The organism is Sporosarcina sp. ZBG7A, assembly GCF_000813425.1.
Classification (GTDB): Bacteria; Bacillota; Bacilli; order Bacillales_A; family Planococcaceae; genus Sporosarcina.
In genome coordinates this window covers 48,911-62,541 of sequence record NZ_JWIB01000035.1, presented here as the reverse complement: position 1 = coordinate 62,541, position 13,631 = coordinate 48,911, and the positions used below count along the sequence as shown (strand labels likewise).

13 protein-coding genes are annotated in these 13,631 nt (G+C 42.9%); 1 reads left to right on the top strand and 12 read right to left on the bottom strand.

Annotated elements, in window-relative coordinates; translation table 11 throughout:
• Positions 1-606 precede the first annotated feature (606 nt).
• The 8 genes from RL70_RS13210 to mce form a co-directional block, all read right to left on the bottom strand.
• Positions 607-1,263 (bottom strand): Type 1 glutamine amidotransferase-like domain-containing protein, encoded by a 657-nt coding sequence (locus tag RL70_RS13210; RefSeq protein ID WP_039043866.1) that lies wholly within the window; start codon positions 1,261-1,263, stop codon positions 607-609.
• A 368-nt stretch (positions 1,264-1,631) separates the two neighbouring features.
• A complete protein-coding gene (locus RL70_RS13205; protein WP_039043865.1) occupies positions 1,632-1,856 on the bottom strand; it encodes a hypothetical protein in 225 nt (74 codons plus the stop codon).
• A 186-nt stretch (positions 1,857-2,042) separates the two neighbouring features.
• A complete protein-coding gene (rnz, locus tag RL70_RS13200) occupies positions 2,043-2,993 on the bottom strand; it encodes a ribonuclease Z (protein WP_039043864.1) in 951 nt (316 codons plus the stop codon).
• A gap of 16 nt (positions 2,994-3,009) precedes the next feature.
• A complete protein-coding gene (locus RL70_RS13195) occupies positions 3,010-4,194 on the bottom strand; it encodes a DNA polymerase IV (RefSeq protein ID WP_039043863.1) in 1,185 nt (394 codons plus the stop codon).
• Positions 4,195-4,252: 58 nt separating this feature from the next.
• Positions 4,253-4,729 (bottom strand): chemotaxis protein CheW, encoded by a 477-nt coding sequence (locus RL70_RS13190; protein ID WP_039043862.1) that lies wholly within the window; start codon positions 4,727-4,729, stop codon positions 4,253-4,255.
• A gap of 1 nt (position 4,730) precedes the next feature.
• Positions 4,731-5,867: a M20/M25/M40 family metallo-hydrolase gene (locus RL70_RS13185; RefSeq protein WP_039043861.1), complete on the bottom strand. Its 1,137-nt coding sequence runs from the start codon at positions 5,865-5,867 to the stop codon at positions 4,731-4,733.
• Positions 5,868-5,880: 13 nt separating this feature from the next.
• Positions 5,881-7,428, bottom strand: coding sequence for an acyl-CoA carboxylase subunit beta (locus RL70_RS13180; protein WP_039043860.1), 1,548 nt, complete (start codon positions 7,426-7,428; stop codon positions 5,881-5,883).
• Between the two features lies 1 nt (position 7,429).
• Complete coding sequence (mce, locus tag RL70_RS13175) at positions 7,430-7,843, bottom strand: methylmalonyl-CoA epimerase (protein ID WP_039043859.1); 414 nt, start codon at positions 7,841-7,843, stop codon at positions 7,430-7,432.
• Between the two features lie 111 nt (positions 7,844-7,954).
• Here mce and prli42 point away from each other — a divergent pair, with 111 nt between their 5' ends.
• On the top strand, positions 7,955-8,050 hold the full coding sequence (prli42, locus tag RL70_RS17930) for a stressosome-associated protein Prli42 (RefSeq protein WP_156028906.1): 96 nt from the start codon (positions 7,955-7,957) through the stop codon (positions 8,048-8,050).
• Positions 8,051-8,104: 54 nt separating this feature from the next.
• On the opposite strand, the gene RL70_RS13170 is transcribed toward prli42, so the two are convergent.
• The 4 genes from RL70_RS13170 to RL70_RS13155 form a co-directional block, all read right to left on the bottom strand.
• Entirely contained in the window at positions 8,105-8,545 is a 441-nt protein-coding gene (locus RL70_RS13170; RefSeq protein ID WP_039043858.1) for a BrxA/BrxB family bacilliredoxin, read from the bottom strand.
• A 108-nt stretch (positions 8,546-8,653) separates the two neighbouring features.
• Entirely contained in the window at positions 8,654-9,700 is a 1,047-nt protein-coding gene (gene meaB / locus RL70_RS13165) for a methylmalonyl Co-A mutase-associated GTPase MeaB (protein ID WP_052245966.1), read from the bottom strand.
• 44 nt (positions 9,701-9,744) lie between these two features.
• Complete coding sequence (gene scpA, locus RL70_RS13160; RefSeq protein ID WP_039043856.1) at positions 9,745-11,904, bottom strand: methylmalonyl-CoA mutase; 2,160 nt, start codon at positions 11,902-11,904, stop codon at positions 9,745-9,747.
• Positions 11,901-13,571 (bottom strand): methylmalonyl-CoA mutase family protein, encoded by a 1,671-nt coding sequence (locus tag RL70_RS13155; RefSeq protein ID WP_039043855.1) that lies wholly within the window; start codon positions 13,569-13,571, stop codon positions 11,901-11,903. Before RL70_RS13155 ends, scpA begins: the two co-directional genes overlap by 4 nt.
• Positions 13,572-13,631 lie beyond the last annotated feature (60 nt).

Genomic DNA, 13,631 nt, shown 5'->3' with positions numbered 1-13,631 from the left:
GAACTTGTCGCGCTGGCCCTATTGTTGCACGGTTGTGTTCCATTAACGCCCCCATTTGTTGTATTTCACTTTCTCGTCAAATAGTATCTAGCATTAGCGAAAAGGACACCTCCTAAAAGGAAAAGCATGACGATGACCCAACTGGAAATTGCTGAATACTCCCCTTTTAGAATAAACTCACTTATCAAATTCACAGCTACCATTATAGCCATTACAATATACAAACCTATTACATACTTCATATTTCACCTCTTAACATAATCCATAAGTTTGGTCAGTTTGATGAATGGACGATTTATTTATAGTACTCGCCGTTGCTTGAAGCGGAAGACGGACGACTCCGAAGGAATCAGCGTGCGCCTTGAGACCCCTTTCTCGACCGAGGAGGCTCAAGCCACGCCCCCTCGGAAAGCGTACCTTCTGTAGCGGAAAGCAACAATCTTCACAGACAGTTTGGCTTTATTGTAACTTAGCCATTCTGCATATCTATACGTTCTGGATGATGAAGAAACAATTCTATTTTGCATAGTTCGCCCTCTCGAATTTTTATAATAGAAGCATTGCATAAAGAAATTAATTCAATTAAGCCCTAGCCATTGACCACAACTAGAGCGTCTCATCCAACTTCCGAATATTTGAGTTGAAAATTAAATACACATCCCCAAAAACATCCATCTTGTCTCCCTTTATGCGCATAGCACAATCCTTGTTCGACGCATAAATAGTTATTTCCTCCGATAAGGAAGAAAGTTCGCGTTGAACTAGCGCAATGTTATTTTCGAGATCAAAATGAGACAGGACGGAAAAATCGTCAAGGCCGATCCCATCGTAAACAGAGCTTACTTCAACCTCATCTCCAAAGTTTTTCGAACATAAGAATTTAGCGGACATGTTGATCGAACCAGCGCTTGCTCCCATCACAACTGCACTACTTTTTTTGATCAAACCCGACAATTCATATTCCATCAAAAAACCATTTTGTTTAAGAATATTTCCACCCAACAAGAAAATGACTGAAGCATTTTGAATTAACTTTTGAGCCTCTTCCTTCTGTACGCGATAATTAATTAAATGATATTTATCAAACATAATGCCAGCCTGGTCAAGCCACGAGCGCTCGGTAGCACCATCATCATCATAAATAGATGGATTCGAGCTAATCATAGCAAGCGATTTTCTATCAGTTATGTCCTCCTGTAACACTCTGCCCAGATTCTCTGGAAAAAAATTACTAAACCAACCTAAATAATAATGAGTTTTCATGAGTCCCCCCGTAGCATAGTGCAAATAAGATTATTTTTTGCGTGACTCACACTGTTTGCGTGTCACTGAAAAACACTCTGAATTTGGCTATTTCACTGAATATCAAAATATTCTTTATCCCATGAAACCATTATACCAAAGATACCCATAAAAACTTTCAATAAAATAAAAAAGCACCGCTCAATGCGATGCTAATCATGGCTCTAAATTGATGATAATTTGCTCGTTATTTTATCTTTTGAACCATTTAACTAACCGTATATTCTTAGACTGATTAGCGGTCTTTTCTAATATAAATGAGAGATGTCACTTAATCTCCAGCATCGTATCTTCTCAGAAACACTGTTTTCACTGCTCATTGACAGTTTCTAATAGAGTCGACCTTGATTCTGACAAGGGGGAAATCCATTTATATCCTGTATCATATAGAAATCATACTTTTTTAAAGCGAATTGTGCTTGATATAAGTATTCAATCACATGAAGTTGACCATTTGTAACACCGCACAATATCCCTGATGTCCCTTGCCCATTCGTTAATGAAATTCCAACAGGTTGATTGATTAAAGATCCTATTTTATGATGCCAATGCATAGTCATCGCCTCCTATAGCATCCTATTAATAAAGGAGGTTTTTAGTGTTTGTCTTGCTTGCGGGATTTTTCAACTGAGGGGACTCTTAAAGATTCATGATATCCGCTTTTTCATCTAAGGTAGCATCTTTTTCAGAAAGCATTCAATCGTTAAAAAGAAAGTGATGTAATTCCTCTAAAAGGTTAGTCATTTCTTAAAATTACTTTCAGTGACTTCCCCATTGTGAAGTGAGTACTGAGCAAAGTCGCTTGCTACAAAGACATTAGGAAATATTTCTTGTCCTTCTTTCTTAAATGCGTCAATATCACTTGGTAGAAAGCGTGAACTAATATGAGTCGCGACAAGTGCTTTGGCACTAGCCGTTTTCACAACTTCTGCTGCTTGTTGAATAGTGGAATGCCCAAAATCTTTTGCTAGTTGTCCCGTTTCTTCGTTAAATGTCGCTTCATGGACGACTAGATCGGCATTTTTAGAGAGCTCCACTGACGCTTCGCAGACACTTGTGTCCCCTAGAATCGTTACAACAAATCCTGGTTTTGGCTCACCGATGACTGATGAGCTTGTGACAATCGTTCCATCTTCCAATGTAACATCGTTTCCATTTTTGAGTTGCTGAAGGAGCGGACCTTTTGGAACTCCAGCTTCGGTTGCCTTGTCAATCAGTAACTTTCCAGGCAACGGCTTTTGCACAATCCTATAGCCGAAACACGGGATGACATGGGACAACTCCCGTGTGGTTATGATGTATTCATCATCCTCAAATACAACACCTTCCTCGATTTCGTGAATCCTTAACGGGTATGTAAGATGAGTTTTCGTTAGTCGTAATGTCGTATGAATCCACTCTTCAATCCCTATAGGTCCATAAATATCAAGAGGACTATCTCCGCCTAAAAACGAGCGCGAGCCGATAAAACCAGGGATTCCAAATAAATGATCCCCATGTAAATGGGTGATGAACATCTTGGTCACTTTTCGCGGTTTCAAGGTTGTGTGAAGCATTTGATGTTGAGTCGCTTCCCCGCAGTCAAACATCCAATAGCCCCGCTCTTCAGAAGACAAATTCAAAACAATTGAAGTCGTATTACGCAATTTTGAAGGCATTCCTGCCCCGGTACCTAAAAACTGCAAATCCATAACAAATTCCTCCTTTCTATTGCTTTCCTTTATGAATTGTACCTGGACCAAATCGGTCATTCATACGTGAAACCAGTTTTTGCATGGACACTTCTTTATCATGACGCTCGAAATTATCGAAAGACAGCTGTTCATGTAATTCTTCAAACGGGATGACATGGGATACCGTAATCCCCAGTAGTCGAATTGGCTCTCCATCCCAGTGAAGACGAAATAACTGTGCAGCTTCTTTATAAATTTCTTGCGAACGATATAATGGGTTCAAAACGGTTTTACTTCTCGATTGGTTTCGCCAAGCCGCCGTTCGGATTTGAATGGAAATGACGGTACCAGCTAACTGTTTGGCTTCCAATCGGCTAGCTACTTTTTCTGCGAGTTTTTGAAAGACAGCTAAACATGGGTCTAATTCGGTTTCATCTATTGCTAGCGTTGTCGAACTTCCCACACTTTTTCGTTCTTCTGAAGCTTCTGGATCGACAATTCGATCATCTACTCCATTTGCACGTTGCTTCAATTGCAGCCCTCTTTTACCAAGAGTCAATTTCACTTTCAAATCATCCGCAATTGCGAGATCACCGATTGTTTGAATGTCCGCTTGGGCAAGCTTTTCCGCACTGCTTTTACCGATTCCATGCATCTCAAGTACGGAAAGTGGCCACAAAATATTTGAAACTTCACGTTTCCTCAGAATCGTGATTCCCATCGGTTTTTTCATGTCAGAAGCAGTTTTCGCTAAAAACTTGTTCGGTGCAATTCCGATTGAACAGGGTAAATCTAGTTCGCGTAATATCCGTTCTTGCATTTCTTTAGCAATTCCCATCGCGTTCTCTAGACCGCCTATCGCAGTTATATCGATGTATGCTTCATCAATCGAGACCGGTTCCACTAATTCTGTATATGTTCTCAATATATCAAACATCGCCTGTGAGGCTTGTCTGTACTTTTCAAAGTCCGGAGGTACCAGTACAAGCTCAGGGCACACTCTTTTTGCTTCTCCGACAGTCATTGTCGTATAAACACCGAATGCGCGTGCTTCGTATGAGCACGTCACAAGAATCCCTCGTCGTGCCTTAGGGTTTCCTGCAACGGCTAGTGCAAGACCCTTCAATTCTGGATTATGAGCTTGTTCAACAGATGCAAAGAAACAATTCATATCCAAATGTAGAATGACTCGACGGTTGACGTGTTCTTTGCGATCCATGCACTCACCTCTCTAGCTTCAAGAAAAAACCGGGCAGCGTTCTACCCGGTTTCAACAGTCACACGTTCTCTGATACTTGCTGTCCCACGTAGTCAGTAATGTCATCCATTCCTGTCAGTGTGTCAGAAAGAATTGTCGGATCAATCATCGTAATGATTCGATTTTCCAAATTCGCTACAGAAGAGAAATAAGGCGTCTTAGAATATGCCATTAACCCTTTTGATGTTAATGTATCCTTTGAAATATCAAGAATTTCTTTCGCTTCTAACACAAGTAATCCAAAGTAAACACCTTCTGTTTGTACAACAACCACTTTAGCATTAGGATCATCTTTTGCTGAGTTACCATATAGAATTTGCTGAAAGTCCAAAATTGGAACAAGCTCGCCACGAATTTTCATTAATCCGAGAAGGTATTCAGGTAAATGCGGAATCGGGTTCACTTTTTCTAACTCTTCAATGGAAACCGTTTGTTCAACTGGAATTGCATATTCTTCATTGCCACAACGAACGACAATCGCTTTCGTGTTCTCCATATTACTGAACCTTCTTTCCGCGGTTCGTCACGGTACGCACAATTTCAAGAAGCAATTCTGCTAGTTTGTTAAGCTCTTCAACAGGCATCCGTTCGTTTTTAGTATGGATTTCTTCATAGCCTACAGACAATGTAACTGTTGGGAAGCCATGCCCATTAAAGATATTACCGTCACTGCCTCCACCACTCGTTTTCAATTCCGGAGTACGTCCAATGGCACGGATCGCTTCAGAAGCTACCTGAACCACTTCGTCATTCTCTTCAAAATGGAATCCTGGAGACATTAGCCGAACTTCTGTCTCAGCAGAACCACCCATTTTTTCAGCTGTTTCGGCAAATGCTTTTACCATATGCTCGGTTTGAGTTTGTAACTTCTCATAATTGATCGAACGTGCTTCTGAAACAATGTTGACTTCATCACAAACAATATTCGTTGCTTGTCCGCCGGAAAACATTCCAATGTTCGCAGTTGTCTCAGAGTCGATTCTTCCAAGTTTCATGGCTGCCACTGATTTTGCAGCAATCGTAATCGCGGAAACACCTTTTTCCGGTTCAACTCCTGCGTGGGCAGTACGACCATGAATGACTGTCTTCAATTTCGCATTATATGGCGCTGCAGTGACGATTCCTCCAACTTTTCCATCACTGTCAACTGCATAGCCGTATTTTGCTTTCATGAGAGTTCTATCGATTTCTCGAGCTCCTACTAGACCGCTTTCTTCCCCAGCAGTAATGATGAATTGTAGATCCCCGTGCGCTTCTCCACTCTCTTTAAGTGTCCGCATCATCTCAAATAACGCCGCAAGTCCTGCTTTGTCATCTGAACCTAGAATCGTTTCACCCGCAGAATAGATATATCCATCTTCTTTTAAGACCGGTTCAATCCCGACTCCAGGCGTAACTGTATCCATATGACAAGTGAAGTAAATTGGATCTGCTTCCGGTACAGAACCTTTCATCGTCGCGATTAGGTTCCCCGCACCGTGACCTGTACGTTCTTTTGAGTCATCTTCATAGACATCGAAGCCCATCTGTTCCATTTTTTCTTTTAAAACGCCAACAATTTGTTCTTCGTGTCGTGTTTCAGAGTCTATCTTCACTAATTCAAAAAATTCATCAAGCATACGTTCGTAATTCATGGAATCTCTCCTCTTATAACGGCATATTGCCGTGCTTCTTTTTAGGACGTTGTTCTTTTTTATTTCTCATCATGTCTAGCGCTTGCACAAGTTTAATACGCGTTTCGCGTGGGTCAATGACATCATCGACCATTCCGTTTGCTGCAGCTGCATATGGATTCGAAAACTTATCCCGATACTCTGCAATCTTAGCAGCTCGCGTTGCTTCAGGGTCTTCACTAGCCGCAATATCTCGTGCGAAGATTATGTTCGCTGCACCTTCTGCTCCCATTACCGCAATTTCTGCATTCGGCCAAGCGAATACGAGATCCGCACCAATCGCTTTCGAATTGAGGGCAACATAAGCACCACCAAATGCTTTACGCAAAATCACTGTGATCTTTGGTACTGTCGCTTCCGAATAAGAGTACAAAATCTTTGCCCCATGACGGATAATGCCGCCATGCTCTTGTTTCACTCCTGGGAAGAATCCAGTCACATCTTCAAACGTAATCAGTGGGATATTGAACGAGTCACACGTACGTATGAATCTTGAGATTTTATCGGATGAATCGATATCTAAGCCACCCGCCATTACTTTCGGCTGGTTACAGACAAACCCTACGGCCTCTCCTTTGATTCTTGCAAACCCGACGACGGCATTACGCGCAAACTCTTTTTGAACTTCCATGAATGAGTCTGCATCCGCAATTTGCTCGATCACTTTCCGAACATCATAGGGTCTGATTGTTTCAAATGGCACGATATCCGCTAAATCTGGACGATAATCATCTTGTTCAGCTATAGGTTGAATTGGTGTTTTTTCTTCATTGTTTTGAGGTAAATACGTCAGTAACCGACGTACTTCTTGAAGTACTGTCTGCTCATCGGCTCCTCGGAAGTGGGCATTCCCGCTAATGGCATTATGCACTTTGGAACCACCCAAGTCTTCAGATGAAATCTTTTCACCCGTAACGGTTTCAATGACTTTCGGTCCAGTGATGAACATTTGGCTTGTTTCATCAGTCATAAATACGAAATCTGTAATCGCTGGTGAATAGACGGCTCCGCCTGCACATGGACCTAGAATAACCGAAATTTGTGGAATCACACCTGAGTAAATGGAGTTGCGATAGAAAATCTCACCATAACCATCCAGAGAGACAACTCCCTCTTGAATACGGGCGCCACCTGAATCATTTAGTCCAATAAAAGGTGCTCCGTTCTTTGCTGCAAGATCCATGACATTGGCAATTTTCATGGCATGCATTTCACCAAGTGCTCCACCAAAAACAGTAAAGTCTTGTGAGAATAAGTAAATCGGACGGCCATTCACTTTGCCATACCCCGTCACGACTCCATCACCTGGACCTTCCATTTTGTCCATCCCAAAGTCACGTGTCCGATGAGCCACAAAAGGACTCAATTCAACAAATGTTCCTTTGTCGACGAGTAATTCGATGCGTTCCCGAGCAGTTAGTTTTCCTTTTTCATGTTGGCGGGCAATGCGTTCATCGCCACCACCTAGTTCTATCTTCCGTTTCTTATCGTAAAGTTCGTTAATTTTATCGTAAATATCCATCTTACTCATCCCCCAATGAGCGTTTGGCACATAGTTCATAAAGAACTCCAAACGAAGATTTTGGATGCAGGAATGCGACTTCTGCTCCACCTGCACCTATTTTAGGTTCCTCTTGAAGTAACCGGACGCCGTTGGTCTTCAATTCTTCCATTCGTTCACGAATATTGCTCACACCGAATGCAATATGATGGACTCCTTCACCGCGTTTTTCCAGGAAACTTGCAATGGCTCCTTCAGTACCAATCGGCTCGAGCAACTCAAGCTTGATATTACCGGCATCTAAAAATGCTACCGTCACATGCTGTTGCGGGACTTTTTCCACGCCCAACAACTTCAAACCAAGTGTATGTATATAATAATCCATTGATTCGTCAAGACTTTTCACCGCAATACCGATATGGTCAACCTTTTCCACCATTCCACCCCTATTCTATTGTACCTGCTCCTAAAATAATGCGCCACCAGTTGAGAATTGTGCAGATTCTGTTAAACTAAAAGTATCAAACCAATTAAGGGGTTTTTGCACATGAGCAATAAAAAAGTTCAAAAAACGATTGTCATTATTATGATAGCTGCTATGGTTGCTTCTACTGTCTTGTTCGGTCTCAGTACATTATTTTAATAGAAGACATGAAAATGCAGGCCGGCATCAGTCACACTGATGCCGGCCTGTTTTTTATAGTTCTTCGCAATACTGTTCAAACTGATCTTGCAAGTTTGTCACAACAGACATTGGATCATGGCCTTCAATTTCATGACGTCCGACTTCAGCAACCATTTCTCCATTTTTCATCAAGACGAATGAAGGTGAAGATGGTAAATGATAATCTCCAAAGTGCATACGTGCTTGCGCAGTCGCTTCTTTGTCTTGTCCTGCAAACACAGTTACTAAGTGATCAGGAGCCTTATCGTAGTGGATTGCATGAAGTGCTGCCGGACGTGCGATACCGCCTGCACAACCACATACCGAGTTAACCATGACAAGAGTTGTACCTTCACGTTTGAATGCATTTTCAACGTCATCCGCTGTTTTCAATTGCTCATAGCCACCCGCTTCCATTTCTCCACGAGCCTGGCCTGTTATATCGTCCATATAAAAATTAAAATCCATTGACATCTAGTTGTCCCCCTTTGGTGCATGATACTACTATCATACCAGTTTACGAGTGCGATGAAAACTGTTCAGCAATTTCGCTTACTTATGCAAATACGACAGCGTAATTAATTAGCGGCTTTCCTTATCAAATAGTTGCTTAACGGCTCCAGCAACGGTTATCTGATCGCTCAATAGCCTTCCTTCCAGCTCTGAAACTTGCTGCTTGCGACCTGGTTCACCGTAGAACGAATCGATCAAGTGATCATTGATCATCGAGTAAAACCAGCTGCGCGTTTGAGATTGCCGTCTTTCTGTCCAATAGTTTGACCGCTCCATCACAACTCTAAACTCTTGAATCATCTCCCATGTTGCGGACAGCCCTGTTTCCTTTATGGAGGATACCGGTAATGCGCGTGTTGTCCACCCAGGAGAAGCAGGTTGAAGGAAATGAGCTAGCTGACGATATTCCCGCACCGTTTTCTTTGCAAGTCTTTCGTTTTCTCCATCCGCTTTATGGACAATGATGCCATCTGCAAGCTCCATAATTCCTTTTTTCATCCCTTGCAGTTCATCCCCCGCACCTGTTAACGCAAGCAGTAAGAAGAAATCCGTCATTTCGCGTACCGCAGTTTCGGATTGACCAACGCCCACAGTTTCTACCAGAATGACATCATAGCCTGCTGCTTCACAAAGCAACATCGTTTCACGTGTTTTACGATGGACCCCACCGAGCGTTCCAGCTGTAGGGGACGGTCGAATGAAGGCTTGAGGATCACGTGCCAGCAGTTCCATCCTCGTTTTGTCACCCAGAATACTTCCACCCGTAATGGAAGAACTTGGGTCGACCGCGAGAACGGCTACTTTATGACCCGCCTTCGTCAGCATGAGTCCGAATGCTTCGATAAAAGTACTTTTCCCCGCTCCAGGGACTCCAGTAATTCCGATTCGGATGCTATTTCCGGTTTTGGGCAACAACGTACGAAGCAATTCTTGACCAGCCGGTTTGTCATGGATGGCGATACTTTCAAGAAGAGTAATTCCTTTTGCTAGACTAAGCCGAGAGCCCTCAGCAATTCCTTGCGAAAGCTCAGTAATATCAATCGGCGATTTGTTTCGTTTAAACTTTCTTCTTTTTACAGACTTCATGCCATCATGGGACGAATGCAGACCTTCCATAACGTTGAGCGCGGTTTCCTCCCGCACGTCCTCATCACGTCGGTTCACTCCATCACTTCCTCATAACCTAGTTGGCGATAGATCTCTTCAATTACTTTTTGAGCAGCTACTGGAATGACGGTACCAGGCCCGAATATCGCTGCTGCACCATTCTCCCGAAGGAATTCATAGTCTTGGGCAGGAATGACCCCACCAACAATTACTAAGATATCTGGTCTACCTATTTTCGCTAATTCTGCCCGTAATGCTGGAACGAGTGTTTTGTGTCCTGCTGCAAGCGAACTTACACCAATGACATGGACATCATTTTCCGCTGCTTGCAACGCTGTTTCTTCCGGTGTTTGGAAAAGTGGTCCTATGTCTACATCGAAACCTAGATCCGCAAACGAAGATGCGATGACTTTCGCACCGCGGTCATGACCGTCTTGCCCCATTTTGGCGACTAGTATCCTCGGACGACGGCCTTCGTTTTCAAGAAATTCATCTGTCATCGATTTCACTTCATCAATTTCTTCTGAGTTCGAGAAATTTTGACTGTACACACCACTCACAGAACGGATAACAGCTTTATGTCTACCCGAAACCTCTTCGATCGCATCTGAAATCTCCCCTATTGAGGCACGCAATCTCGCTGCGTTCACAGCGAGCGCCAGTAAGTTACCTGATCCTTCTTTGGCACTCTGAGTAAGTTCAGTAAGAGCTTGTGCAACTAACATATCGTCCCGCTCTTCTTTCATGCGATGGATACGGTCAATTTGCTTTTGACGTACTAACGTATTATCGATATCTAAAATATCAATCGGTTCTTCCTGATCTAAGCGATATTTGTTCACACCGACAATCGTTTCACTTTTCGAATCGATTTTCGCTTGTCGCTTAGCAGCTGCTTCTTCAATTTTCATCTTCGGAAGACCAGTTTCAATCGCTTTCGCCATTCCACCCAATTCTTCAATTTCTTCGATTAATTCCCAAGCTTTTTCAACGAGTTCATTCGTAAGCGACTCCACATAATAAGAGCCACCCCATGGGTCGATTGTTTTCGTCATCATCGTTTCTTCTTGCAAGAACAACTGTGTATTCCTCGCAATTCGTGCAGAGAAATCCGTAGGCAGTGCAATCGCTTCATCTAAAGCGTTCGTGTGCAACGATTGGGTATGTCCCATTGCAGCCGCATTCGCTTCAATTAATGTGCGTGTTACATTGTTGAAGGGATCTTGTTCAGTCAAACTCCAGCCTGATGTCTGTGAGTGGGTTCTTAACGCTAAAGATTTCGAGTTCTTTGGTTCGAACGTTTTCATCATTTTCGCCCAAATAATACGTGCTGCACGCATCTTGGCAATTTCCATGAAATAATTCATGCCAATCGCCCAGAAGAACGACAATCGCGGAGCAAATGAGTCGATGTCTATTCCAGCTTTTAATCCTGTTCGTACATATTCCAAACCGTCAGCAAGTGTATATGCCAGTTCAATATCCGCCGTTGCACCAGCTTCTTGCATATGATAACCAGAAATCGAAATAGAGTTGAACTTCGGCATATTCTTTGATGTATAGTCAAAAATGTCAGCAATAATGCGCATCGACATTTCTGGAGGGAATATATACGTATTCCTCACCATGTATTCTTTTAAAATGTCATTTTGAATCGTACCAGCAAGTTGCTCAGGAGAAACCCCTTGTTCTTCCGCAGCGACAATGTAGAATGCCATAATTGGCAATACGGCACCGTTCATCGTCATCGAAACGGACATCTGATCAAGAGGGATGCCATCGAATAAGATTTTCATATCTTCAACTGAATCGATTGCAACCCCTGCTTTTCCTACATCGCCCGTTACACGCGGATGATCTGAATCGTAGCCTCGATGTGTCGCCAAATCGAATGCTACTGATAACCCTTTTTGCCCCATCGCGAGATTCCTTCGGTAAAATGCATTACTTTCTTCAGCAGTTGAAAACCCGGCATATTGACGGACGGTCCATGGACGAGCGACATACATAGTCGGATATGGACCTCTTGTATTTGGTGCTATTCCCGGAAAGTCCCCTAAGTGATCGAGTCCTTTACTATCCTCGGAAGTATAGAACGGCTTAACTTGAATTCCTTCATTTGTTAGAAATGATTCCGTCACTTCGTTCTGACCAGATGTCAATTTCTGAGTCACTTGGTTAATATCCACTTTGCTAAAATCAGGCTTCTTCATGCTTCTGCGCCTCCCTTGAAACGATTGAGGATTTGAGTAAGCTTCCCAATACGATCTTGTCCGTTGTATACAAATCCATCTAGTCCGCTTGCCAGCCATCCGTCCGTTAACTCTTCACTCACACGCCCTGCAACATCCAATAGAAGACTTTGAGGCTTATTTGCAATTAGTTCTGCAGCAACCTGTTCCGTCATATCTGGAGCAGCACACACGATTGCATAGTCTGGTTTCTCCAGTTTCAGCCACTCAATGGCTGAGGCGGCATCAGGAAACGCTGGACTATGTTGGGCAGTTAACCCACCTGTTGCTAGAAACCCTGTTGCAAAATCGGCCCGGGGTTTGTACGATTTTAAGCTGCCGAATACGAGCAGTCGAATATCAATCGGATGTTCAGCTGCTTTTTTACGCAGCTCCTCAAATGGATATGCCGGACGTGATGTCTCGATTCTAAAAGCGTTTTCAGCTAAATTATGATTCTCAGGATCTGCATAAACACTGGTTCCTATCAAAGAAGTAACTCCAGTTGCGGCATTAGCTTTTCGTTCATCTGCAAGCTGTTGTAATTTACCGGATTGCAGGTAGACATCTTTGCCGCCGTTTTCCTCAATCTCTAGGAACAGTTCCCAAGCGTTATGAACTAGTTCTTCTGTTAGTTGTTCGATGAAGTACGAGCCGCCGCCAGGATCGATGACTTTGTCTGCATGCGTTTCTTCTCGGATAATGAGTTGTACATTCCTAGCGTATCGGAGTGACTGTGCCGTATTTCCCGTCAACTCGTTATAAGGGTAGACCGTTAGCCAGTCCGCCCCACCTAACACTGCGGAAAAAGCGCTATTTCCTGCTCTTAGCAAGTTCACATAAGGATCTATTTTTGAGAACGATCGCAGCGAAGTTACTCCAATTAAAGGAACAGGACTTAACTCGTTTTCATCGTATGCACTACTGAATAATTGCCATAAAGTACGGAACGCTCTAAATTTTGCGATTTCCATAAAGAAATGAGTGTCTGCAGGAAATCTAAAAAAGACATTTTTCTTAAATTGATCAAATGAAGCCGCTTGCGTTGCGAGATCCGTTGCTTCTGATAATGCGATTGCAAGCTCAGTGACACTATCTGCCCCATTCATATGAAGTGGTTCCAAATCGATACCGAGTGACCTGATTTTTTCATATCCTGAAGGTAAGTCAAATTCAGCAGTCAGCAATAGACCTGTCACTTTTTCGCGTTCTTCAGAGGAAATCATCTCAAATACTTCAAGCAAACGATCTTGAGATTCAATGTGTATAAAGGCAATAGGATGGTTTTTCATTAATCTGGCAAGTGCATGTAAAGAAGCATCGTTCCATTCAATCGATGTTCTTCCATCAATATAGATCGCTTCATTTCCCTTTTCAAGACTTTCAGACATCGAAGCAATCCACTCAGAGCCTGTACTTCCAGCTGTCGGTTGCGCACTAATCCACTTCCGTTGACTAGGACGTATATTTTTATTTGGATCGACGGTTGCTGTATACAGCGGATTAAGTGTGATACCTTCTGCTGTCGTTGTTTTAAGGGAGTCTACTGTCTTCCCTTTCAATGACCGATCCGCTACTTCTTCCCATTCGTTCCAATCCGGAAGTTCAAATCGTTGTTGCATCATGTTATGTATGTCAGAGTTGCTCATTTAAAATCCCTCCCTGTATAACTGTTACCTCATAGTGTACCTGAAATGGATCCTTCTTGA

Bases quoted from the DNA above. Each gene is read 5' to 3' on its own strand.
- RL70_RS13180 (WP_039043860.1), bottom strand. From the start codon at position 7,428: ATGGATATTTACGATAAAATTAACGAACTTTACGATAAGAAACGGAAG.
- RL70_RS13210 (WP_039043866.1), bottom strand. From the start codon at position 1,263: ATGAAAACTCATTATTATTTAGGTTGGTTTAGTAATTTTTTTCCAGAG.
- scpA (WP_039043856.1), bottom strand. From the start codon at position 11,904: ATGAAGAAGCCTGATTTTAGCAAAGTGGATATTAACCAAGTGACTCAG.
- RL70_RS13195 (WP_039043863.1), bottom strand. From the start codon at position 4,194: ATGGATCGCAAAGAACACGTCAACCGTCGAGTCATTCTACATTTGGAT.
- RL70_RS13190 (WP_039043862.1), bottom strand. From the start codon at position 4,729: ATGGAGAACACGAAAGCGATTGTCGTTCGTTGTGGCAATGAAGAATAT.
- prli42 (WP_156028906.1), top strand. From the start codon at position 7,955: ATGAGCAATAAAAAAGTTCAAAAAACGATTGTCATTATTATGATAGCT.
- RL70_RS13155 (WP_039043855.1), bottom strand. From the start codon at position 13,571: ATGAGCAACTCTGACATACATAACATGATGCAACAACGATTTGAACTT.
- meaB (WP_052245966.1), bottom strand. From the start codon at position 9,700: ATGGAAGGTCTGCATTCGTCCCATGATGGCATGAAGTCTGTAAAAAGA.
- rnz (WP_039043864.1), bottom strand. From the start codon at position 2,993: ATGGATTTGCAGTTTTTAGGTACCGGGGCAGGAATGCCTTCAAAATTG.
- RL70_RS13185 (WP_039043861.1), bottom strand. From the start codon at position 5,867: ATGAATTACGAACGTATGCTTGATGAATTTTTTGAATTAGTGAAGATA.
- RL70_RS13205 (WP_039043865.1), bottom strand. From the start codon at position 1,856: ATGCATTGGCATCATAAAATAGGATCTTTAATCAATCAACCTGTTGGA.
- RL70_RS13170 (WP_039043858.1), bottom strand. From the start codon at position 8,545: ATGTCAATGGATTTTAATTTTTATATGGACGATATAACAGGCCAGGCT.